Below are 22,274 nucleotides of genomic sequence, written 5' to 3' on the forward strand. Positions count from 1 at the left end.
TGGGCTACCATACGCCGTCAGAGCTATTTGATGCATTCCTCGATGAAGTTTATGCTAGTGAGTGTGTTTCCTGATTATGGTTGTTCAAATTCAACTTGCAATTTACCTTAAAATTTTATATGATAGGGAAGTTCAATTCTTAGCTATATCAGGAGATGTCGTTTTTTTATGAACCACCGTATTTCATTGCGTCAATTTCTGCCTCTGGCGGGGATTACCGTTTCGGCTTTTTTATTTAATACGTCGGAATTTATGCCGATTGGACTGCTGACGAGCATCGCTTCGGATTTTCAGATTACCGAAGCGCAGGCCGGCGTCATGATATCGGCCTATTCCTGGGCGGTTACGATTTTATCTCTGCCGCTCATGCTGCTGGCCTGCAAGGTAGAATACCGCAAGCTGCTGCTGATGACGCTGGGCATGTTTTGTCTGGGGCAGGCACTATCGGCTTTTTCCAGCCAATATGCATTGCTGACGGCGTCGCGCATCTGCGTGGCCTGCGCTCATTCCGTCTTTTGGTCTATTGCGGCTCCTATGGCCGTTCAGCTCGTAGAAAAGGAACATCGCTCGACGGCGCTGAGCATGGTGGCGACGGGAACTTCTATCGCGATGATTTTAGGCCTGCCTTTAGGCCGCGTCATCGGCTTGTATATTGGCTGGCGCATGACCTTTTTGACGATCGGCATCATATCTTTTCTCACCTTGGTTTATATATGGCGCGTATTTCCGCAGATTCCCAGCCGCTCGGCTTTCTCGGTACGGCAGCTGCCGGAGCTCGTTAAAAATCCCGTCTTGATTCGTTTATATGGGCTGACCGTAGTCATGGCGACGGCATATTATACGAGTTACAGCTATATCGAACCGTTTTTGCAGCAGATTGGCGGTATGTCGGAAGAGAGGATTACTTTGACGCTGATTCTTTTCGGCCTCAGCGGATTAGGCGGCAGCGTCTTGTTTTCGCGCGGCTACGGCCATTTTCGCTTCGGAATGCTTCGCCTGTCGTTTATCTGCATGGCTGTGCCGCCATTATTGCTGCACGCGGCTTCAGGCAGCTTGTATGCCGTCATGATATTATGCGCGGTCCTCGGCATGGCTGCTACGATTTTCAACGTATCTTTCCAGGCCGAACTAATTCAGCATACGTCTCTCAGCGCGGCTGCCGTGGCGATGTCTATTTTTTCCGGCATCTTCAACTTGGGAATCGGCAGCGGCACCTGGATTGGCGGCATGGTTTCTACGTACAGTTCTATTGCCTATATCGGCTATGCCGGAGGCGGCTTGGCGGCTGCTGCGTCGGCGTATTGTATTTTCAGCTTTATCAAACGGCTGAAACAAGGGTAATTGCGGTAAAATGGATGTATAAGGCCGGCGAGCAGGCTGGGACATAGAGGCGTCAGAATTCATCAAAAAAATTTCAAAAAAGTACTTGCATTTTTTCTTTCTTACTAGTATAATAAATATCGTTCCAGTGAGAACACATGAGTTATTCCTCAATAGCTCAGTCGGTAGAGCAATCGGCTGTTAACCGATTTGTCGTAGGTTCGAGTCCTACTTGAGGAGCCATGGCCCCTTGGTCAAGTGGTTTAAGACACCGCCCTTTCACGGCGAGAACATGGGTTCGAATCCCGTAGGGGTCACCACTATTTGGGCGATTAGCTCAGCTGGGAGAGCGCCTGCCTTACAAGCAGGATGTCAGCAGTTCGATCCTGTTATCGCCCACCAGACTCGAGAGCGCTAGTGCAGTGATGCACTAGCGTTTTTTTCGTATACGGAGATATACTTTAATATGGAAAACAGCCAGATATGCCGGGGCACATCTGGCTGTTGTGTCAGGATTCTGTTGGTTTTTTCAGGGATTGCTTTAATTTTTTGATCGATAAGCCGACGCGGCCGCGGGAGCTGTCGACGGAGATGATGACGGCATCGACGACGTCTCCGACGCTGATGACGTCGGTCGGGTGGCGGAAGGGATGATTGCACAGCTCGGAGCGGTGAATCAGCCCCGGTGTCTTTAAGCCGAAGTCGACGAACGCGCCGAAGTCGACGACGTTGTGGACGGTGCCGCGGACGACGGTTCCTATTTTTAATTCGTCCAGAGATACGACGTTGCGGCGCGTCAGCGGCAAGGGAAATTCGCTGCGGACGTCGCGGCCCGGCTTGCGCAGCTCTTCCAGGATATCGCGGATCGTCGGCTCGCCGGCCTGGAATTTGGCGGCCAGGACAGGGACGGCGTTCATCTGCACCTTGCTTTGCAGGGCGCGGAGTTTCTCTTCGTCGTGGAGGTCTGCTTTCGTCAGGCCATAATGGCTGATGATTTTTTCTGTCAGCTCGTACGATTCGGGATGGACCGACGTGTTGTCCAAGGGTTCGTCGCCGCCTTTAATGCGCAGGAAGCCGGCGCACTGCGTAAAGGTAGCCGGGCCTAAGCGGTTGACCGACAGCAGCTCCTGCCGGCTGTGAAAGGGGCCGTTTTCCTTGCGGTAGGCGACGATATTGGCCGCCGTGGCCGCCGTCAAGCCCGATACATGCTGCAGCAGGGCTGCCGACGCCGTGTTGAGGTCGACGCCGACGTAGTTGACGACGGATTCGACGACGGCGTCCAGGGCGGCTGATAAGGACTTTTGGTTGACGTCGTGCTGATATTGGCCGACGCCGATTGATTTCGGGTCGATTTTGACGGCCTCTGCCAGGGGATCCTGAATCCGGCGGGCAATGGATACGGCTCCGCGGATGGTGACATCCAGGTCGGGCAGCTCTTCCCTAGCCAGATCGGACGCAGAGTAGACCGACGCGCCTGATTCGTTGGCGATGATGTAGCGGCAGGATAAGTCGTTTTCCTGAATGAGGCTGGCTACGAACTGCTCCGTTTCATAAGAGGCCGTGCCGTTTCCGATAGATAAGAGCGTTACGCCGTGATTTTGAATCATGCTCAGGAGGGTGTCGGCGCTGGCGCGGCGCTGTTTTTCCGAGCCGGTCAAATAGCAGACGCCGTAATCGAGGACGTTGCCCGTCGCGTCGATGACGGCGGCCTTGCAGCCCGTGCGGTATCCCGGGTCCAGGCCTAAGATTACCTGTCCGGCAAAGGGCGGCTGGAGGAGCAGGCTGCGCAGGTTCTTGGCGAAGATAGAAATGGCCTGCTTTTCGGCCCGTTCTGTCAGGTCGCTGCGGATTTCCCGTTCCAACTGGGGGAAGATGAGGCGCTTATAGCTGTCGGCTGCTGCTGCGGCGATGATCTGCCCGTAAGGCGAATTGCAGACCGTTACGTCTTGTATGAGCTTGCCGATGTTGGCGTCCGGCGTGTCGGTCAGAGTTACCTTCAGCAGCTTCTGCGCTTCTCCTCGGTTGATGGCCAGTATGCGGTGGCTGGGAAGGGAGGCGATGCGGCCGCTGAAGTCCTTATAGGTCAGCATGGCCTTGGCTTCGTCCTCTTCGACTAACAGGGCGCATTCCAGCTTTGACGTTTTCCACAAGGCGCGGCGGAGATACTGACGGTACGGCGCAAGCTCGGACATGCGTTCCGCTAAAATATTGGCCGCGCCGGCAATGGCGTCTTCGATTGTCGGTATCGTTTCATTCAGGTAAGATGCGGCGGCCTCTTCCGGAGACGGCCCGTGGGGATCCTGCCGCCAGAAGATGTCGGCCAGCGGCTCCAGCCCGGCGTCGCGGGCCATGGACGCTTTTGTCCGTTTTTTCGGCTTATAAGGCATGTAAAGGTCTTCGATTTCCTGCAGCTTGCCGGCCTGGTCTAGGAGACGTCCTAATTCTTCCGTCCACTGGCCTTGCTCCATAATGGACTGGCGTACGGCTTCGCGGCGGCTGGACAGGGCTTGTTCATATTCGTACTGCTCCTGGATTTGGCGCAGCTGTATTTCGTTCAGCATACCCGTCGCTTCCTTGCGGTAACGGGCGATAAAGGGAATCGTGTTGCCGCTTTGCAGGAGGCTCAGGGCCGTCTGGATTTGCTTTTCTGACACGTGTATCGTATGAGCGATTGTTTGAATAATGTGTTGGTCTGTCATGGAAAACTCCTTTCTAATACAGTATATATTATGCTTGCAAATTTTGTATTCGTCAAATTAAAAAATTTTATCTATTTATATTGAAAAATCTATTAATAACCGTTACAATGTAATAGAGAATACTTTCGCATATTATATGTTTAGTTAGTATGCTCAGTATCCTTGCACAAAAGGGGGGAAACGATATGAATATTGCCGAATTATTACGGAGTAACGGCTACAAGGTTACGCCGCAGCGGCTGGCTGTATACGATGCGATCGATCATAATATGACCCATCCCAACGCAGAATCCATTTACCAGCAGCTCCAGCCCCAGTATCCATCGATGAGCTTGGCGACGGTGTACAAGACCATGGAGATTTTTGCAAAAATCGGCGTAGTAAAAATTTTGCAGTGCGGCGAAGACGCCCACCGCTACGATTATAATACATCCCAGCACGCCCATATACGGTGCGTCAAATGCAACCGCGTGCTCGACGTCGATATCGACGAAGGCCAGCTGGCCAGACAGGCCGAGGCGCAGACAGGATTTTCTGTTAGCGGCGTGAGTTTGTCTTTCCTGGGTGTATGCAAGGACTGCCAGGAGGCAGAATAATAAAAAATACGAAGAGCGCTGCAGCGAAGTGACATACTATTTGCTGCAGCCTTTTTCTTATGCGAGGTGAAGAAATATGCTGCATATAGGATGTCATCTGTCCGTTTCCCAGGGCTTTCGCCATATGGGCGAGGAAGCTCTGACCATCGGCGCCGATACGTTTCAGTTTTTTACGCGCAATCCCCGCGGCGGCAGTGTCCGAAAGCTGGATATAGACGATATGAAGCAGCTGAACGAGCTCATGGCGGCCCATGATTTTGCGCCTATTCTGGCCCATGCGCCGTATACGCTCAACGGCTGCTCCAAGACGGAGCGAACGCGGCAGTTTGCCGTCGAAGCGATGAGCGAGGATTTGCAGCGGCTGGAATATCTGGATAACTGCCGCTACAATTTTCATCCCGGCAGCCACGTCGGGCAGGGCGCGGACGAGGGAATCCGCCTCATTGCGTCCATGATGAACCAATGCATGTTTTCAGGACAAAGGACGACGGTGCTGCTGGAAACCATGGCCGGCAAGGGGACGGAAGTAGGCCGCAGCTTTGAAGAGCTGGCGGCTATTATCGACAAGGTGCAATTTTCTGATAAGGTAGGCGTCTGCCTGGATACGTGCCACGTATTTGACGGCGGCTATGACATTACGGAGCGCCTGGATGAGGTGCTGGAGCAGTTTGACCGCCTTATCGGATTGGAGCGGCTGAAGGCCGTTCATATCAACGACAGCAAGAATCCCCTGGGCAGCCGCAAGGACCGGCATGAAAAAATCGGCGAAGGCCATATCGGACTGGAGGCATTTCGGAAGATTATCAACCATCCGGCCCTGCGGACGCTGCCGTTTTATCTGGAAACTCCTAACGAGTTAGACGGCTACGCCAGGGAAATCGCTATGCTGCGGGATTTATACTGCGAATAAGGAGGGATTGCCTATGCGGATTCTGCATACGGCAGATTGGCATTTAGGAAAACTATTTTACGGCGATTACCTGACGGACGACCAGGCCTATGTGCTGACGGAACAGCTTCTGCCGATGATCCGGGACGAGGGCATCGACGCCGTCGTGCTGGCCGGCGACGTATACGACCGCAGCTTGCCGCCGGCAGACGCCGTGGCCTTGTTTGATGAAATCGCGACGAAGATTACGGCGGAAGCGGGGGTTCCCTTTTTCGTCATCAGCGGCAATCATGACAGCGCGGCCCGCCTGTCCTTCGGCAGCCGGATGCTGGAAAAACAGGGGTTTTATATTGCCGGGGAACTCGACAAGCTGATCGGGCCGGTCGTCCTGCATGACGCCTATGGACCCGTGGCCTTTGTGCTCCTGCCGTTTATCGAGCCGGCAGCGGCCAGGTTGTATTTCGGCGACGATACGATCCGCAGCCATGAGGACGCCTTAGCCCGTTTCATAGACAGCCGGCGCGCCGGAACGGCGATGCGGACGGTCTGCGTCGCCCATGTCTTCGCTGCCGGCGGCGAAAGCAGCGATTCAGAACGCCCGTTGTCGATCGGCGGAAGCGACGCCGTTTCGCCGGCCTTGTTTTCCGACTATACGTATACGGCTCTGGGCCATCTCCACGGGCCGCAGCAGGTGGGCGGGCCGAACGTGCGCTATGCCGGCAGCCTGCTGAAATATTCCTTCGGCGAATGGAGGCAGAAAAAAGGAGCCGTCATCGTGGATATAGACGAAAAGGGCGGGACGGCGACGTCGTTTTTGCCCTTTTCTCCCTGCCATGACGTACGCGTCGTCGAGGGCTTGTTTGAGGATATCATGGCCGGCGAAGACTTGCATACCGACGACTATATCCTGTTCCGCCTGACCGATACGGCTCCGATTCTGGACGGCATGTCTAAGCTGCGGCAGAAATATCCGCGAGCGGCGGCGCTGGAAATGCCGAACCGTCAAAGCGGCGGCACGGGAGAGCGGGATTTCGACCTGCGCAGGACTACGGAGCGGCAGCTGTTTGAGAGCTTTGCCGCCGCCATGATGCCGGACCGGCCGCTGACGGAGGCCGAGCAGGCTTGCATGGACGACTTGTGGACGGATATGCTGCAGCGGGAAGGAGACGGCTTGTTGTGAAACCATTATATTTGGAAATGAACGCCTTCGGTCCCTATGCCGGGCGTCAGGTTATTGATTTCCGCCGGCTGGAAGATCATAAGCTGTTTTTGATATACGGGCCGACCGGCGCCGGCAAGACGACGGTACTGGATGCGATGTGCTATGCCCTGTACGGCGAAACGAGCGGAAACCGCCGCTCGGGCGCCCATATGCGCAGTGAATATGCTTCGCCGGAAGAGGAGACGTACGTCGTCTTTGCCTTTGCCATCGGGCCGGCGCGGTACTGCGTCGAGCGAAGGCCGGAGCAGCAGATAGCGAAAAAGCGCGGCACTGGCTTAAAGAAATCGGCGGCGTCGGCCGCCTTATACGCCGTGGACGAAAAGGGCGAAAAGACGGCGGTCATTGCGACGAAAAAGGTCGGCGAAGAGGTGGAACGGCTGCTGGGCTTTAAGGCCGAGCAGTTCCGGCAGGTCGTCCTGCTGCCCCAGGGGGATTTCCGCCGTTTGCTGCTGGCCAGCTCGGCGGACCGCCAGCAGATTATGCAGACCTTGTTTCATACCCAGCGCTACGCCCGGCTGCAGGAGCTGGCAAAGGAAAAATACGACGATATCCTGTCGCAGTACGACTTGCGCAAGGAGCGCATTGCTCAGCTTTTGCAGAGCCTGGGAGCCGGCGATGCAGCGGCGCTGACCGCTATGGAACAAGCTGCAGACGAAGAACAACGGCTGCGTCAGGGCGAATTGGACGCGGCCATAGCCGACCGCGATGTCTATCAGAAAACAGTCCAGGATGCGCAGGTAGTGTACAGCCATTGGCAGAATTTGAAGGAAAGCCGCAGGCTGCGGGATCAGCTGCGTCAGCAGGAAACAGCTATGGCGGAGAAACAGGCTTATATCGACGTGTTGCGCCGCGCACAGCTGCTGGCGGAACCGTGCCGCCAGCTTGACGAGATACAGGCCCAGGGCGTCGCTGCCGGCCAAAAAGCCGGCGAAGCTGCCGTACAAGCCGAACGGGCGCTGCAGCGACTTCAGGCCGTGCGCAAAGAGGCAGAAGTACTGCAGGCGCAGGGCACGGCTCATGACGCCGACGCAAGGCAGCTCGTCCTGCTGCAGAACATGGCGAAAAAAGCTGAGCAGTATGGAGAGCTGTGCCGCAGGGCCCGGAAGCTGGCGGACCAGAGCCGGCATGCTGATGAGATATTGGCGGCACTGCAGCAGGAACGGGAGGCCTTGCAGGCCCGGATAGACGCTGGACGAGCAGAAGTAGCTAACCAGCCCGAGCTGGCCGCGGCGTGGGAACAGGCTAAAGGGCAGGCCGCCGCCTGGGAAGAACGGCTGAGCCGGGAAGCGTCGATAGAGTCTTTGTCCGAGGAAATCGCGCAGCGGGATACAGCGTGCCGGGCCGTTGAGGACACCTGCAGCCGGGCTGCCGCCGGGGCGGCGCAGGCGCAGTTGGATTACGAAGGCGTACAAGCCTTGTTTTTGCAGGGACAGGCTGCTTTGCTGGCCAAGGAGCTGAAAGCAGGAGAGCCTTGTCCTGTTTGCGGCGCGACGGAGCATCCCATGCCGGCTCCTTTGGCGGCCCATATGCCGCGGAAGGAGGACGTAGAAGCGCGGAAACGGCAGGTTCAGCAGCGCGATGAGGAGCGCCGTCAGGCTGAACTGACGCTCCAGCGCGTACAGGCGGAGTGCCAAAGTCTGAAGCGGCAGCGCGACGACCTGCGCGCTCAGTATCCTTTTGAATGTACGTCCGCTCAATGGCGGGTACGGCTGGACGCGCAGAAGCAGAAGGTTAGCCTCTTGGGCGAACAAGCCGCCCGGGCAGAACGGACGAGGGCCGCCGTGACGCAATGGGAGATGAAGCAAAAAGAAGGGATACAAAAAGAAGAGCAGGCCCGCCAGCAGGCGGAAGCGGCTCGACTCGCCGCCGCGCAGAGCCAGTTGGCGAAGAAACAGGCCGAAGCGGACGTACCGGCAGAATATCGGGACGCCGCCGTACTGAGACGGCATATGGCTGATCTGAGCCAGCGCGTTAAAGCCTATGAAGAGCAGGCAGAACGAAGCCGAAAGGCCGTCGTTGACGCCGAAAAGGAGGCTGCGCGCTGGACGGAGCAGGAACGCCTGCTGCAGGAGCAGGTGACGGCTCTGCGAAAGCAATATAAAGAGTACGCCGCCGATTTGAAGGATCGGGTTCGACAGGCTGGAATTGAAAGCCTGCAGCAATGCCGGGAACTGCAGCCCTTCGTAGGTTCCATCGACAGAGAGCAGCAGGCTGTCGACGAGTATAACCGGGACGTACAGCAGATACAGGGCCGGATAGCGCAGGAAGAAAAGGCCGTCGCCACGCAGCCGGAACCGGATATGGCGGTATATAAGGCGCAGCTTGATGAAAAGAACAAGCTGTGCCAGCGATTATCTGAATCCTGTGCCGCCGCGGCGATACGCCGACAGGAGCTGTGTCGGGGGCGGGAGCAGATTGCCGCCTGGCAGGGAGAGCAAGCGGAGCTGTCGGCTCGGTATGAGGCAGTCGGTTCCATATATGAACTGATTTCCGGCCAGCATACGGGCGTCAACTTCGAGCGGTATGTGCTGGGAGCGCTGCTCGACGAAGTCTTGGCGGCGGCCAACGCCCGCCTCGATTTGATGAGCCGCCGGCGGTATGAGCTGCAGCGCTCCCGCTCGTGGGACGACAAGCGCGTGCGGCGCATCGGCCTGGATATCGAAGTATTCGACAACTATACGGGATACGCCCGCCCGGCCAATACGCTCTCCGGCGGCGAGACCTTTTTGGCTTCCCTGGCCTTAGCCCTGGGACTGGCCGACGTGGTACAGGCCTATTCCGGCGGCATTCACCTCGATACGATATTTATCGACGAAGGATTCGGTACTCTCGACGGAGAAACGCTGGATTTCGCCTTAAAGGCCCTGATGGAGCTCAAGCAGGGCGGCCGTCTCGTCGGCATTATCTCCCACGTGCCGGAGCTGAAAGAGCGAATCGACGCGCGCCTGGCCGTCCACAAGACCGACAGGGGCAGTACGGCTGACTTCGAATTGCCGTAATTCGTAAAAATTATTTGAATCCCTTTCCAAATGGTAATATAATGAAACCTAATAACGCTATGATACAGGAGGGGACAGAAAGGATGTCTATTCAGAAGGTAAGGGAGTATTTCGCCCAGTGGGGCATGGCTGACCGCGTGTTGGAACTGGATCAGTCCAGCGCGACTGTCGACGAAGCGGCGGCGGCCCTTCATACGGAAGGCAAGCGCATCGCCAAATCTATGTCGTTTTTATTGGACGACGGGCCGATTTTAGTATTGTTTGCCGGCGACGCCCGCGTGGACAATCATAAATTTAAGGCGCAGTTCCATAAAAAGGCGACGATGATCAAGCATGACGACGTGGAACGGTTAATTGGACATCCCGTCGGCGGCGTCTGCCCCTTTGCCGTTAATCCCGGCGTGACCGTATATCTGGACGAATCGCTGAAGCGGTTTGAAACGGTCTTTCCGGCCTGCGGCAGCGGCAACAGCGCCATCGAACTGACGCTGCCGGAATTGGAACTCTACGCCCGGTCTCAAGGCTGGGTCGACGTTTCCAAGGGCTGGCAGGAAGAAGCATAAGGAGGAACCTACACATGCAGTTTACATTCAGACATACTAATTTTAACGTGCTGGACTTGCAGCGCAGCATGGAGTTTTACAAAGAAGCCCTGGGCCTTACGGAAGTGCGCCGTATTGAAAAGCCTGATTTTACGATTGTTTATCTCGGCGACGGCGTTTCTGATTTCCAGCTGGAGCTGACGTGGCTCAAAGACAGAAAAGAGCCCTATAATCTCGGCGAAAACGAGTTCCATACGGCCTTTTCCGTCAAGGATATGGATGCGGCCCTGGCCAAGCATAAGGAAATGGGCTGTGTCGTCTATGAAAATCCGGCTATGGGCATTTATTTTATCGTCGACCCCGACGGCTACTGGCTGGAAGTCGTTCCGGAACGGTAAGCCGTGAGGGAGGAATACGCCCAGCGGACGGCGCTGCTGCTGGGATGGGATAAGGTAGAGGCCTTAGCGGGCAAAACAGTGCTGGTGTTCGGCGTCGGCGGCGTCGGTTCCTTTGCGGCTGAGGCTCTTTGCCGGGCCGGCATCGGCCGCTTGATTCTCGTCGACGGCGACGTATACGACCCGTCTAATGTAAACCGCCAGCTTGGGGCGACTGTGCCGGCTATTGGCCGGCCTAAGGTCGAGGTCATGAAGGAGCGGTTTTTGTCGATTAATCCGGACATAGACGTCGAAACGCATCACGTGTTTTACTTGCCGGCAGAGCGGCCGGGCTTGGTTGCGCAGTCGGGAGCCGATTACGTCGTTGACGCCATTGATACAGTAGCGGCGAAGGTCGATATCATAGCAGAAGCCTATGAGGCCGGTATTCCCGTCATTTCCGCTATGGGGGCGGGGAATAAGCTCCATCCGGAGCTGTTTGAAATTGCCGAGATCGAGAAGACGTCTGTCGATCCCTTGGCCAAGGTGATGCGGAAGGAGCTGAAAAAACGGAATATCCGCCGCGTCAAGGTCGTATATTCCAAAGAGTTGCCCCAGCCGGTACGGCGGAAAGAGGGCTGTTCCGGCATAGGCAGTATTTCCTTTGTGCCGTCGGCAGCGGGACTCATTTTAGCCGGAGCAGTGGTACGGGACCTTCTCCAAATCCCATAAAAAATTTTTTATCGAGTTATACACAGGCGGCAGGCTTTCAGAAACGCAGTTTTTTGAAGGCTTGCCGCTCTTTTTGATAGGACTTGATAACAACAGTATCAAGTATTAGGCGATTGACAACGTATACCAGATATAGTAATATGTGTTTGCACTGTTTTACGAAGATAAATCATATATATTGTATATATAATGTTGATTTCAGGTAAATATACACTATATCGTGGGAGGTATACACATGTTGGAAGTCATCAAGCGCAACGGGCAGAGGGCGCCCTTTGACCGCAATAAGATCGTCGCGGCTATAGAAAAAGCCATGAACAGCAGCAGCGGCATTTATGAAGAAGGCCAGGCGGAGAAGATCGCCAGGGAGATTGAAGCCTATGCCTCGACCATGCATAAGGATATGACCATCTACGCCATTGAAGACCAGGTGTATTACCGCTTGATTCAATACAACAATCCGGCGACGGCCCGGGCCTATGAAAATTACAAAGCCATTCAGGCCTTCAAGCGCCAGACAAATACGACTGATTCAGATGTCTTCGGCCTGCTGAACAATACCAATCTCGAGGTCCTTGATGAAAATTCCAATAAAAACGGCCACGTCGTGTCGACGCAGCGCGATTTGATCGCCGGCGAGGTGTCCAAGGATATTGCCCGCCGCAAGCTCATTCCCGCCGACATCGTCCAGGCTCACGACAGTGGGGCCATTCATTTCCACGACATGGATTACATCATCCAGCCTATGTTCAACTGCTGCCTCATCAATCTGGAAGACATGCTGGCCAACGGCACGGTCATCAACGGCAAGAAAATCGACACGCCGAAGTCGTTCCAGGTAGCCTGTACGGTGACGACGCAGATCATCGCCCAGGTAGCCAGCGGCCAGTACGGCGGCCAGTCCATCAACGGCATCGACCGCATTTTGGCTCCTTACGTCCGCAAGTCCTTCAACAAATACATGGAAGCCGTCGTAGAAGAACAGAAGGAAGTCTACGGCATCGAGCCGGATATGGAAAAGGCTGAAGAAATAGCCTGGAAGCGGACGAAAAAGGAAATTAAGGACGGTATCCAGACGATTCAGTACCAGATTAATACGCTCATGACCACGAACGGCCAGGCTCCCTTCGTCACCTTGTTCATGTATTTCCAGCCTGACTACGAATACGCGAAGGAAGCGGCCCTCATCGACGAGGAACTGCTGCGCCAGCGCATTCAGGGCATCAAAAACGAGGCCAACGTCTACGTCACGCCGGCCTTTCCGAAATTGATATACGTATTGGACGAGCACAACGTCCGCAAGGGCAGCCCTTATTTCTATCTGACCGAGCTGGCTGCCGAATGCACCGCTAAGCGCATGTATCCCGACTATATTTCGGCCAAGAAGATGCGGGAAACCTACGAAGGCAACGTATTCAGCCCCATGGGCTGCCGCTCCTTCCTGAGCCCCTGGAAAGACGAAAGGGGCCGCTATAAGTTCGACGGCCGCTTCAATATGGGCGTCGTGTCGATTAACCTGCCGCAAATCGGCATTCTGGCCGACGGCGACGAAGACAAGTTTTTCCAGATTCTCCATAAGCGGCTGGAGCTGTGCAAAAAGGCCCTGCTGCTGCGCGTAGAGCTGCTCAAAAAGATCACGTCCGACGTGTCGCCCGTTCACTGGCAGTACGGGGCCATCGCCCGCCTCAAGCCGGGCGAATCGATTGAGAAATTTATGTACGGCGGCTATGCGACCTTGTCCCTGGGATATATCGGCATCTACGAAGCGACGCTTCTCACGAAGGGCTGCTCCCATACGGCTCCGGAAGGGAAACGGTTTGCCCACCGCATCATGGACGAATTCAACGCCCACATCAAGCGGTGGAAGGAAGAGACGAACATCGGCTTCGCCCTGTACGGCACGCCGGCGGAAAACCTGACGAACCGCTTCTGCAAAATCGATACGGCCCGCTTCGGTGTCATCAAGGACGTGACCGACAAGGGGTACTACACGAACAGCTACCACGTCGACGTCCGAGAGCCCATCAACGTCTTCGACAAATTTGCCTTTGAAGCGGAATTTGAAGATAAATCGACAGGGGGCTGCATCAGCTATGCAGAAATCCCGAACATGGTCCATAACATTCCCGCCGTCCTGACGATGATCCAATATATTTACGACCGCATTACCTACGCTGAATTCAACACGAAGCTGGATTACTGCCACGAATGCGGCTTTGACGGGGAAATCGTCCTCAACGGCGACAACGAATGGGAATGCCCGCGCTGCCACAACAGGGATCGTTCCAAGCTGACGGTCATCCGGCGGACCTGCGGCTATTTGGGCGAAAACTTCTGGAACGAAGGGCGAACGCAGGAAATTAAGAACCGCGTCCTGCATATCTAGGAGGCGGGGCCATGAGATATGGACAAATCAGGCAGTACGACATCGCCAACGGCCCGGGCATACGGGCGACCGTATTTGTGACGGGCTGCAGCCGGCGCTGTGTCAACTGCTTCAATGAAGAATATCAGGATTTTAACGCCGGCAGCGAATGGACGGCAGCCGAAACTGAACGGCTCATATCCTACCTGCAGGACGATACGAACAGCGGGCTGACCTTGCTCGGCGGCGAGCCGATGGAAAATGCCAAGGACCTGCTGGCGCTGGTGCAGGCCGTCCGCCGCGCCGTGCCGGAAAAAAGCATCTGGGTGTATTCGGGATTTCTGTACGAAGAAATCCTGACTCAGCCGGCCCGCAAAGCACTGCTGGAGGCTTGCGACGTCCTCGTTGACGGCCCCTTCGTCGACGCCCTGAAGGACCCGGGATTGTATTTCCGCGGCTCGTCGAACCAGCGGATTATCGACGTGGCAAAAAGCCGCGAAGCCGGAAGAGCCGTGCTCCTTTGGCCGGACGGGAGATGAGGTGCGGGGCAGGGAGCGTAAAATTTGTAAATTTATGTCCTTGCATTTCATGGGGCACTATGCTATACTATCTTAGCATAGGTTTGGTATGATAGATAAGAAAGAGGTGTGAATAGTGAAAGAAGGTATTCATCCGAAGTACGGCACTGCCGTAGTTACGTGCGCTTGCGGCAATACGTTTGAAACCGGTTCGACGAAATCCGAACTGCGCGTTGAAATTTGCTCTAAATGCCATCCGTTCTTTACGGGTCAGCAGCGTGCACAGCAGGCTCGCGGCCGTATCGAACAGTTCAATAAACGTTATGGTAAAAAAGCTAAATAAGAAGTACAAAGTTGGCGGCAGAGCAGCGATGCTCTGCTCTCTTTGTATACGCAGAAATAAATAAGGGGGACAAGCAGTGAAGCAGACGAAGATATATGTAGGCGGACAGGCCGTCATCGAAGGCGTCATGATGCGCGGCCCCGAGTATATCGCCACGGCGGTCCGGACGCCGTCCGGCGAGATTACCGTGAAAAAGGATGCAGTCCATTCGATTACGGAGCGGTATCCTATACTGAAAAAGCCCTTCCTGCGCGGCACCGTCGCCCTGTGCGAGTCGCTGGTGTACGGCATGAAGAGCTTGTCCTATTCGGCGCAGGCTGCCGGAGAGGAAGACGAACAGATTACCAACACGGAAATGGCCCTGACGATGGCCTTTTCCATCGTATTGGCTATCGTCTTTTTTTTGCTCATCCCGACGTACGCCGTCAAATTTATTCCCGGCATCGAGCACAGCGCCGTGTGGATGAATATCGTAGAAGGCGTGCTGCGGCTGGCTATTTTTTTATTGTATATATGGGGCATATCCCTAACGAAGGATATTCGGCGCGTATTTGAGTACCACGGCGCTGAACACAAGACGATCTGGACCTACGAATCGGGACAGGAGCTGACGGTGGAAAACGTCCGCCGCCACAGCCGCCTTCACCCGCGCTGCGGTACGAATTTCCTGCTCATCGTCATGGTCGTGTCGATTTTCGTATTCGCCTTTTTGGGCTGGCCCAGCCTGTTGGAGCGCGTCGCGTCGCGCATCGTCCTCATGCCCGTCGTAGCCGGCATCAGCTACGAAATGATACGGCTGGCCAGCCGGACGGAAAGCCCGCTGCTGCAGACCTTGTTCAAGCCGGGCCTGTGGCTGCAGTATTTGACGACGAGAGAGCCTCACGACGATCAGATCGAAGTAGCCATTCGGGCTCTGGAAGCGGCTAAGCCGGAAGAAAAGCAGGAAGAGCAGGCTGATTCGGATCTTCGCTAAGGGATATACGCATTGGATGGGAGAGAGATACAGGTGTTTATTGATAAAGTGCAGGACGTGGAAAATAAATTCATGGATTTGGAGCAGCGCATCAGCGACCCGTCGGTCATTGCCCGCCAGGACGAATGGCAGAAGCTGACGAAGGAACACGCGTCGCTCATGCCGCTGGTAGAAACGTTCCGGAAATATAAGGACGTCGCTAAGACTGTTGAAGGCGATAAGGAAATCCTGAACGATCCGGACAGCGACGCCGACCTCATCGCCATGGCGAAGGAAGAGCTCGGCGAAGCGTCGAAGGAGTTGGCCGAGCTGGAAGAACAGCTCCATATCCTCATGCTGCCCAAGGACCCGCGGGACGACAAGAACGTCATCATGGAAATCCGCGGCGGCGCCGGCGGCGACGAAGCGGCGCTGTTTGCCGGGGATTTGTTCCGTATGTATATGAAATATATTGAAAAGCAGCCCGGCTGGAAGGCGAGCATTATCAGCTCCAACGCCCCGGAGCTGGGCGGCTTTAAGGAAGTCATTTTTTCCGTCGAAGGCTCGGGCGTATTCGGCAAGCTGAAATACGAATCGGGCGTGCACCGCGTACAGCGCGTGCCGGTGACGGAAGCCGGCGGCCGTATCCACACGTCGACGGCGACGGTCGCCGTCCTGCCGGAAGCGGAAGACGTAGAAGTCGATTTGAATATGGACGACGTCCGCGTCGACTATTTCCGCGCCAGCGGCGCCGGCGGCCAGCACGTCAACAAGACGAGTTCGGCCGTGCGCATGACCCATATTCCGACGGGCATGGTCGTAGAATGTCAGGACGAACGGTCGCAGCTGGAAAACCGGGCTAAGGCCATGCGGGTATTAAAGGCCCGGCTGCTCGATCAGGCTCAGCAGGCGGCCGATGCGGAAATTACGGAGGAACGGCGCAGCCAGGTCGGCACAGGCGACCGGAGCGAACGAATCCGTACCTACAACTTCCCCCAGGGCCGCGTGACGGACCATCGCATTAACCTGACGCTGTATAAGCTGGAAAATATTTTGAACGGCGATATCGACGAATTCATTCAGGCCTTGGCTGAAGCCCGCCGGGCTGAGCTCATGAAAGAAGAAAATCATGAATAAGCTGTGGACTATTGGGAGCCTCCTGCAGTGGACGCAGGAGTATTTCGCCCAAAAGGGCGTCGATACGCCCCGCCTGGACGCGGAAATACTGCTGGCCCACGTCCTGCAGAAGGAACGGATTTATTTATACGCCCACTACGACCAGCCTATGAACCCGCCGGAGCTGGCGGCGTACCGGGAAATGGTCAAGAAGCGGGCCGGCCGTTTATCCGTCGCCCATATTTTAGGTATGAAGGCCTTTATGGGACTCGACTTCCAAGTCACGACGGACGTGCTGGTACCGCGGCCAGAGACGGAAATGCTCGTCGAGACGATGCTGGACGCGGCGAAATCGCAGCCGCCGGCGTCGATATTGGATATCGGCACGGGAAGCGGCGCGATTATCCTAAGCCTCCTCCATTACCTGCCCGAGGCGGCAGGCACGGGCGTCGACATTTCTCCTAAGGCACTGGCCGTCGCTCGTCAAAACGGCGAGGCCCTGGGACTGGCCAACCGCGTGACCTGGGTGGAGAGCGACGTGTGCGCCGCTTTGCCGGAACAGCGATTTGACTGGATCGTATCGAATCCGCCGTATTTGACGCGGGACGACATGGAGCGGCTCCAGCCGGAAGTCCGCTACGATCCGCCGCAGGCACTGTTCGGCGGCGACGACGGGCTCGACGCTTACCGGCGCATTGCGGAGCAATCCCCGGCCTTTCTGCGGCCTGGCGGCTGCTGCGCCGTAGAAATCGGCGCGGGTCAGACGGAAGACGTCGTGCGCATCTTTACGGATACGGGAGCCTATGGTCATGAGAAAACCGTGACCGATTACGGCGGAATAGAACGGGTCATCTTATTTATACGAAAAGAGCAGATGTAGATGAAACAGACAAAACTTGTACATATTACAGACATCGAAAAAGATAAAGCCGTACTGGAAGAAGCAGGGCGCATCATCCGCGCCGGCGGACTGGTCGTATTTCCGACGGAAACGGTGTACGGCATCGGCGCCAACGGCCTCGATGCCGACGCCTGCCGGAGCATATACGCTGCGAAGGGCCGGCCCAGCGACAACCCGCTGATTTTAACCGTGCCGGATCAGCACGGGGCGGAAAAAGTGGCGGCCTGCATTACGCCGACGGCGAAAAAGCTGATGGACCGCTTTTGGCCGGGGCCGCTGACGATTATCTTTCCCCGGCAGCCCCAGGTTCCCGACGCAGCTACGGGCGGATTAGATACGGTCGCCCTGCGCTGCCCGGACCACGACGTATGCCGGGCCTTCCTGCGCTGCGCCGACGTTCCCGTTGCCGGCCCGAGTGCCAATTTATCGACCCGTCCCAGCCCGACGACAGCGGAAGAAGTCATGCACGACATGGACGGCCGCGTCGACATGGTTATCGACGGAGGACCCTGCTGCATCGGCGTCGAATCGACGATTGTCGAATGCGACGGAGACGATTCCGTTACGATTCTACGGCCGGGCGGCATTACGATGGACATGCTGAAGGAAGTCGTCACGTACGTGCGTCTGGATACGAACCTAGTGACCGGCCAGGGCGCTCCCAAGGCGCCGGGCATGAAATACCGCCACTACGCTCCGTCGGCTCCGATGACCGTCGTCGTAGGCTCGGAAGAAGCCGTAACGGCTAAGTTGAAAGACTTGTATGAAGACGCATTGGCCGATGGAAAAACAGTTGGCTTTTTAGTCAGCCAGGAAGTGGGCGCTCATTTCCCAAAAGACGATATGTACATATGGGGACGGCGGGGCGATAAGGTAGCCCTGGCCAACCAGCTGTATACGGGGCTGCTGTCCTTCGATACGGACAAGGTAGACCTCATTCTGGCGGAAGGCGTCGACGGCGACGGCTTGGGCATGGCGATTATGAACCGCATGAAGAAAGCCGCCGGCGGCAACGTCATCATCTTATAAATTGTATTTCAATCTGTTCATCTTCTCTATTGCAGAGTATAATGAATATATACTATATATAATATGTCCGGAGACATAAGGAGGAACGATGATGAAATTAGTACTTGGCGCTGATCACGGCGGATTTGATTTGAAAGAAAACATCAAGGAATATTTGAACGAACAGGGAATCGAATTTACCGATTACGGTACTCTTACGGGCGAACGGTGCGATTACCCGGAAGTTGCCAAGAAGGTGGCCGAAGCCGTAGCGGACGGTACCTTTGACCGGGGCATCCTGTTCTGCGGCACGGGCATCGGCATCGGCATTGCGGCGAATAAGGTGCACGGCATCCGCGCCGCCCTGTGCCACGACCTGTTTTCGGCAGAATATTGCCGCCGCCACAACGACGCCAATATCCTGACCATGGGCGGCCGGGTCATCGGGCCGGGCGTTGCCAGAGAAATCGTGCGGGTCTTCTTGACGACGGGCTTCGACGGCGGACGTCATGCTGACCGCGTCGCGATGATTACGGAAATGGACAAATAATTGGGAAAGGAGCCGCAGAGTATGCAGGTACAGGTAATGGATCACCCGCTGATTCAGCATAAGGTGACGCTGATGCGGAAGAAGGAAACCGGTTCTACCGATTTCCGCAATTTGCTGGAAGAAATTACGATGCTCATGGGGTATGAAATTACGCGGGATTTGCCGCTGGAAGATATTGCCATCGAAACTCCGGTCGCACCGACGACGGGAAAACAGATCAGCGGCAAGAAGCTGGGCATTGTGCCCGTTCTCCGCGCCGGCCTGGGCATGGTGCAGGGGTTGCTCAATTTGATGCCCATGGCCAGAGTCGGCCATATTGGGCTGTACCGGGATCCGGAAACGCTGGAGCCCGTTGAATATTACTGCAAGCTGCCCGACGTGCAGGACCGCGATTTCATCATCGTTGACCCCATGTTGGCTACGGGCGGCAGCGCGTCGGCGGCGATTACCCTGCTGAAGGATAAGGGCGTGCAGAATATTAAGCTCATGTGCCTCGTTGCGGCGCCTCAGGGCGTGCAGCGGGTCAATAAGGATCATCCGGACGTGCGCATTTACGTGGCTGCCCTGGACGATACGCTGAATGAACACGGCTATATCGTTCCCGGTCTCGGCGACGCCGGCGACAGGATTTTCGGCACGAAATAACAAGAAAAATCTTATATTAGGTATACAAAAAGAAGGGCTGGATACGGCAGAAGGTATCCAGCCCTTTCTGTATGCAGGAGCCGTGCCGGCTGTCAGCGGACGCAGAATTTTCCGTGGCCGATGTCTTCCAGGCAGTACGGCGTTTCCTGGTATACGATATTGAGCCAGTTGTGGTAGAACAGATGGGCGTAGCTGCACCAGGTGAAGACCGGCTGGTTCTTGTCGTTGTCCTTGGGATAGTAATGCTTGGGAACGCTGATGGGCAAGCCTTTATTTTTGTCGCGCAGGTATTCGGTTTCCAGCGTCCGCCGGTCGTATTCGAAGTGGCCTAGGACGAAAAAGCGGCGGTGGTCGGCAGTGCCGATGATGTTGATGCCGTTTTCCGGAGAACGGGATAAGATGTCCAGGGCCGGCGTATTGTACACCTTGATATCGTCGATAGCAGTGTGACGGGATTGAGGAATGAAATACCTGTCGTCAAAACCGCGCAGGAGGGGATGGCCTTTCTGCGTGAGCTGGTATTCGAAGATGCCGAATAATTTTTCCGGCAGCAGGCGCTTTTCGATGCCGTAATAATGATAGAGAGCCGCCTGGGCGCCCCAGCAGAAATACAGGGTGGAAAAGGCGTGCGCTGCGGACCAGTCCAGATACGTCGTCAGCTCGGGCCAGTAATCGACGTCCTCGAAGGGAATCTGCTCGACAGGCGCGCCGGTGATGATCAGGCCGTCGTAATAGTTGTCCTTGATATCATCGAAGGTATAGTAATTTTGCTCTAAATACGACGGGTCTGTATGAACGCTTTCATGGCTCGTCGTGCGGCAGAAATCTACTTCGACCTGGAGGGGCGAATCGCCAAGCAGGCGGAGGAGCTGCAGCTCCGTCGGTTTTTTCAGGGGCATGAGATTGAGGATGAGGATGCGGAGGGGGCGGATATCCTGATGGAGGGCCGAGCCCTTGTCTATGGTAAAAATTCCTTCTTCATGAAGCAGTTCTTTGGCCGACAGGCCGTCTGTAATTTTAATGGGCATATAGCTATCTTCCTTTGCAAGTAATTTTGTCTTTATTCTGCGGCGGCCAGGGCTTGCTCGATGTCTGCCAGCAAGTCGTTGACGTTTTCCAGGCCGACGGAGATGCGTACCGTGCCGGGCGTGATGCCGCAGGCCCGCTGCGCTTCTTCCGACAGCTGCTGATGCGTCGTCGAAGCCGGATGGACCAGCAGGGATTTGGAGTCGCCTACGTTGGCTAAATTGGAAAAAATCTCGGCGTGGTCGATAAAGGACCGGGCTGCTTCATAGCCGCCTGCCAGTTCGAAGGAGAAAATAGAGCCCGTTCCCTTGGGGAAATATTTCTGAGCCAGGGCGCAGTATGGCGAAGAGGGAAGGGATGGATAATTGACCTTGGCGACGGCGGAGTGGCTTTCCAGGTATTCGGCGATTTTTTGGGCGTTGGCGACGTGGCGCTCCATGCGCAGGGACAGCGTTTCCATCCCCTGGAGGAGGAGCCAGGCGTTGAAGGGGCTGATGCAAGCCCCGAGATCGCGGAGGCTTTTGGCCCGGATGCGGGTGACGAAGCCGGCTCCCGGCATATCGGTCGCAAAATTGATGCCGTTGTACGACGGGTCTGGCGACGCGATGTCGGGAAATCTTCCCGACGTCCAGTCGAAAGCGCCGTTTTCAATGATGAGGCCGCCGAGGGTCGTGCCGTGGCCGCCGATGAATTTCGTCGCCGAATGGACGACGATGTCGGCGCCGTGCTCGAAGGGGCGGAATAAATAGGGCGTGGCGAAGGTGCTGTCGACGACGAGAGGCAGGCCGTTCCGGTGGGCAATATCGGCCAGGGCTTCGAAGTCGGGAATATTGATGGCCGGATTGCCCAGGCTTTCGATGTACAACGCTTTCGTATGATCCGTAATGAGGGCTTCAAAAGTCGACGGGTCGTCGGCATCGGCGAAACGGGTCATAATGCCGAAGCGCTGCAGCGTTTCCGTAAATAATTCGAAGGTGCCGCCGTATAAGGTCGGGGCCGCGATGATTTCGTCGCCTGCGCCGGCAAGGTTCAGTATGGTGTAAGCGATGGCAGCCGAACCGCTGGCGACGGCTAAGGCGGCCGTTCCGCCTTCCAGCGCGGCGATTCTCTTTTCCAGCACGTCCTGCGTCGGATTGGTCAGGCGGCTGTAAATGTAGCCGGGCTTGCGCAGGGCGAAGATGTCCTCGCCGTCCTGGGCGCTGGCGAAGACGTACGACGTCGTCTGATAAATGGGGACGGCCCGGGCTCCCGTCGCAGGATCGGGGATTTGTCCGGCGTGCTGCTGCAGTGTTTCAAATGCATACGTGTCGATATGGTTCATGATGTGTTCCTCCCGTTGTAAAAAAATTTATGTGACAAGCCGATAGCAGGCAATAAAAAAAGCTCCCGTCCCCAAAGGGACGGAAGCACCGTGATACCACCCAATTTCACCGGACCTTCGCAGGCCCGGCCTCTTCAGGTACGCAGGCCGAAGCCC

At 56.0% G+C, this 22,274-nt stretch carries 20 protein-coding genes, 3 tRNA genes and 1 other annotated feature (1 of these 24 running past the window's edge); of the genes, 20 read left to right on the forward strand and 3 right to left on the reverse strand.

What is annotated here, in order from left to right; all coding sequences use genetic code 11:
- Positions 1–168 precede the first annotated feature (168 nt).
- From B5F80_RS06340 to B5F80_RS06355, 4 genes are all read left to right on the forward strand, one after another.
- The gene (locus tag B5F80_RS06340) at positions 169–1,341 is read left to right on the forward strand and encodes a sugar transporter (protein WP_087477984.1); all 1,173 of its coding nucleotides are present in this window, start codon (positions 169–171) and stop codon (positions 1,339–1,341) included.
- A gap of 146 nt (positions 1,342–1,487) precedes the next feature.
- Positions 1,488–1,563 (forward strand) — tRNA-Asn (locus B5F80_RS06345).
- A gap of 1 nt (position 1,564) precedes the next feature.
- Positions 1,565–1,640, forward strand: a tRNA-Glu gene (locus B5F80_RS06350).
- Positions 1,641–1,646: 6 nt separating this feature from the next.
- Positions 1,647–1,722: transfer RNA gene (locus tag B5F80_RS06355), tRNA-Val, on the forward strand.
- A 107-nt stretch (positions 1,723–1,829) separates the two neighbouring features.
- Here the strand turns inward: B5F80_RS06355 and B5F80_RS06360 are convergent.
- Positions 1,830–4,019: a Tex family protein gene (locus B5F80_RS06360; protein ID WP_087477985.1), complete on the reverse strand. Its 2,190-nt coding sequence runs from the start codon at positions 4,017–4,019 to the stop codon at positions 1,830–1,832.
- A 185-nt stretch (positions 4,020–4,204) separates the two neighbouring features.
- On the opposite strand from B5F80_RS06360, the gene B5F80_RS06365 reads away from it, so the two are divergent.
- From B5F80_RS06365 to upp, 16 genes are all read left to right on the forward strand, one after another.
- Positions 4,205–4,615 (forward strand): Fur family transcriptional regulator, encoded by a 411-nt coding sequence (locus B5F80_RS06365; protein WP_087477986.1) that lies wholly within the window; start codon positions 4,205–4,207, stop codon positions 4,613–4,615.
- 76 nt (positions 4,616–4,691) lie between these two features.
- Positions 4,692–5,525 (forward strand): deoxyribonuclease IV, encoded by an 834-nt coding sequence (locus tag B5F80_RS06370; RefSeq protein ID WP_087477987.1) that lies wholly within the window; start codon positions 4,692–4,694, stop codon positions 5,523–5,525.
- A gap of 13 nt (positions 5,526–5,538) precedes the next feature.
- Complete coding sequence (locus B5F80_RS06375; RefSeq protein WP_087477988.1) at positions 5,539–6,684, forward strand: exonuclease SbcCD subunit D; 1,146 nt, start codon at positions 5,539–5,541, stop codon at positions 6,682–6,684.
- Entirely contained in the window at positions 6,681–9,725 is a 3,045-nt protein-coding gene (locus tag B5F80_RS06380; RefSeq protein WP_087477989.1) for an SMC family ATPase, read from the forward strand. The genes B5F80_RS06375 and B5F80_RS06380 overlap by 4 nt, the downstream gene beginning before the upstream one ends.
- A gap of 83 nt (positions 9,726–9,808) precedes the next feature.
- A complete protein-coding gene (locus B5F80_RS06385; RefSeq protein ID WP_087477990.1) occupies positions 9,809–10,288 on the forward strand; it encodes a YbaK/EbsC family protein in 480 nt (159 codons plus the stop codon).
- Positions 10,289–10,302: 14 nt separating this feature from the next.
- Positions 10,303–10,665, forward strand: a complete 363-nt coding sequence (locus tag B5F80_RS06390) for a VOC family protein (protein WP_087477991.1) — start codon at positions 10,303–10,305, stop codon at positions 10,663–10,665.
- Positions 10,666–10,668: 3 nt separating this feature from the next.
- Entirely contained in the window at positions 10,669–11,373 is a 705-nt protein-coding gene (locus B5F80_RS06395; protein ID WP_087477992.1) for a tRNA threonylcarbamoyladenosine dehydratase, read from the forward strand.
- A gap of 235 nt (positions 11,374–11,608) precedes the next feature.
- Positions 11,609–13,759 carry an anaerobic ribonucleoside-triphosphate reductase gene (nrdD, locus tag B5F80_RS06400; RefSeq protein WP_087477993.1) on the forward strand — a complete coding sequence of 717 codons (2,151 nt, stop codon included), beginning with the start codon at positions 11,609–11,611 and terminating at the stop codon, positions 13,757–13,759.
- Positions 13,760–13,770: 11 nt separating this feature from the next.
- The gene (gene nrdG, locus B5F80_RS06405; RefSeq protein ID WP_087477994.1) at positions 13,771–14,277 is read left to right on the forward strand and encodes an anaerobic ribonucleoside-triphosphate reductase activating protein; all 507 of its coding nucleotides are present in this window, start codon (positions 13,771–13,773) and stop codon (positions 14,275–14,277) included.
- 115 nt (positions 14,278–14,392) lie between these two features.
- The gene (gene rpmE / locus B5F80_RS06410) at positions 14,393–14,599 is read left to right on the forward strand and encodes a 50S ribosomal protein L31 (protein WP_087477995.1); all 207 of its coding nucleotides are present in this window, start codon (positions 14,393–14,395) and stop codon (positions 14,597–14,599) included.
- 127 nt (positions 14,600–14,726) lie between these two features.
- Positions 14,727–15,572 carry a DUF1385 domain-containing protein gene (locus B5F80_RS06415; RefSeq protein ID WP_198947407.1) on the forward strand — a complete coding sequence of 282 codons (846 nt, stop codon included), beginning with the start codon at positions 14,727–14,729 and terminating at the stop codon, positions 15,570–15,572.
- Positions 15,573–15,605: 33 nt separating this feature from the next.
- On the forward strand, positions 15,606–16,688 hold the full coding sequence (gene prfA, locus B5F80_RS06420) for a peptide chain release factor 1 (RefSeq protein WP_204246356.1): 1,083 nt from the start codon (positions 15,606–15,608) through the stop codon (positions 16,686–16,688).
- Entirely contained in the window at positions 16,681–17,547 is an 867-nt protein-coding gene (gene prmC / locus B5F80_RS06425; RefSeq protein ID WP_087477997.1) for a peptide chain release factor N(5)-glutamine methyltransferase, read from the forward strand. The genes prfA and prmC overlap by 8 nt, the downstream gene beginning before the upstream one ends.
- Complete coding sequence (locus tag B5F80_RS06430; protein ID WP_087477998.1) at positions 17,548–18,597, forward strand: L-threonylcarbamoyladenylate synthase; 1,050 nt, start codon at positions 17,548–17,550, stop codon at positions 18,595–18,597. It abuts the gene before it with no gap.
- 91 nt (positions 18,598–18,688) lie between these two features.
- Positions 18,689–19,126, forward strand: a complete 438-nt coding sequence (rpiB, locus tag B5F80_RS06435; protein ID WP_087477999.1) for a ribose 5-phosphate isomerase B — start codon at positions 18,689–18,691, stop codon at positions 19,124–19,126.
- 21 nt (positions 19,127–19,147) lie between these two features.
- Positions 19,148–19,771 carry a uracil phosphoribosyltransferase gene (gene upp / locus B5F80_RS06440; RefSeq protein ID WP_087478000.1) on the forward strand — a complete coding sequence of 208 codons (624 nt, stop codon included), beginning with the start codon at positions 19,148–19,150 and terminating at the stop codon, positions 19,769–19,771.
- A 92-nt stretch (positions 19,772–19,863) separates the two neighbouring features.
- On the opposite strand, the gene metA is transcribed toward upp, so the two are convergent.
- Complete coding sequence (gene metA, locus B5F80_RS06445) at positions 19,864–20,799, reverse strand: homoserine O-succinyltransferase (RefSeq protein ID WP_087478001.1); 936 nt, start codon at positions 20,797–20,799, stop codon at positions 19,864–19,866.
- A 32-nt stretch (positions 20,800–20,831) separates the two neighbouring features.
- Positions 20,832–22,118 carry an O-acetylhomoserine aminocarboxypropyltransferase/cysteine synthase family protein gene (locus B5F80_RS06450; RefSeq protein ID WP_087478002.1) on the reverse strand — a complete coding sequence of 429 codons (1,287 nt, stop codon included), beginning with the start codon at positions 22,116–22,118 and terminating at the stop codon, positions 20,832–20,834.
- Positions 22,119–22,190: 72 nt separating this feature from the next.
- Positions 22,191–22,274: a binding site (T-box leader), on the reverse strand (it continues 160 nt past the right edge of the window).

It is taken from the genome of Megasphaera sp. An286 (assembly GCF_002163455.1).
Classification (GTDB): Bacteria; Bacillota; Negativicutes; order Veillonellales; family Megasphaeraceae; genus Megasphaera; species Megasphaera stantonii.

Bases quoted from the DNA above. Each gene is read 5' to 3' on its own strand.
- B5F80_RS06430 (WP_087477998.1), top strand. From the start codon at position 17,548: ATGAAACAGACAAAACTTGTACATATTACAGACATCGAAAAAGATAAA.
- nrdG (WP_087477994.1), top strand. From the start codon at position 13,771: ATGAGATATGGACAAATCAGGCAGTACGACATCGCCAACGGCCCGGGC.
- nrdD (WP_087477993.1), top strand. From the start codon at position 11,609: ATGTTGGAAGTCATCAAGCGCAACGGGCAGAGGGCGCCCTTTGACCGC.
- B5F80_RS06360 (WP_087477985.1), bottom strand. From the start codon at position 4,019: ATGACAGACCAACACATTATTCAAACAATCGCTCATACGATACACGTG.
- upp (WP_087478000.1), top strand. From the start codon at position 19,148: ATGCAGGTACAGGTAATGGATCACCCGCTGATTCAGCATAAGGTGACG.
- rpiB (WP_087477999.1), top strand. From the start codon at position 18,689: ATGAAATTAGTACTTGGCGCTGATCACGGCGGATTTGATTTGAAAGAA.
- prmC (WP_087477997.1), top strand. From the start codon at position 16,681: ATGAATAAGCTGTGGACTATTGGGAGCCTCCTGCAGTGGACGCAGGAG.
- B5F80_RS06365 (WP_087477986.1), top strand. From the start codon at position 4,205: ATGAATATTGCCGAATTATTACGGAGTAACGGCTACAAGGTTACGCCG.
- B5F80_RS06375 (WP_087477988.1), top strand. From the start codon at position 5,539: ATGCGGATTCTGCATACGGCAGATTGGCATTTAGGAAAACTATTTTAC.
- B5F80_RS06415 (WP_198947407.1), top strand. From the start codon at position 14,727: ATGATGCGCGGCCCCGAGTATATCGCCACGGCGGTCCGGACGCCGTCC.
- B5F80_RS06340 (WP_087477984.1), top strand. From the start codon at position 169: ATGAACCACCGTATTTCATTGCGTCAATTTCTGCCTCTGGCGGGGATT.
- B5F80_RS06385 (WP_087477990.1), top strand. From the start codon at position 9,809: ATGTCTATTCAGAAGGTAAGGGAGTATTTCGCCCAGTGGGGCATGGCT.
- metA (WP_087478001.1), bottom strand. From the start codon at position 20,799: ATGCCCATTAAAATTACAGACGGCCTGTCGGCCAAAGAACTGCTTCAT.
- B5F80_RS06450 (WP_087478002.1), bottom strand. From the start codon at position 22,118: ATGAACCATATCGACACGTATGCATTTGAAACACTGCAGCAGCACGCC.
- B5F80_RS06390 (WP_087477991.1), top strand. From the start codon at position 10,303: ATGCAGTTTACATTCAGACATACTAATTTTAACGTGCTGGACTTGCAG.
- B5F80_RS06370 (WP_087477987.1), top strand. From the start codon at position 4,692: ATGCTGCATATAGGATGTCATCTGTCCGTTTCCCAGGGCTTTCGCCAT.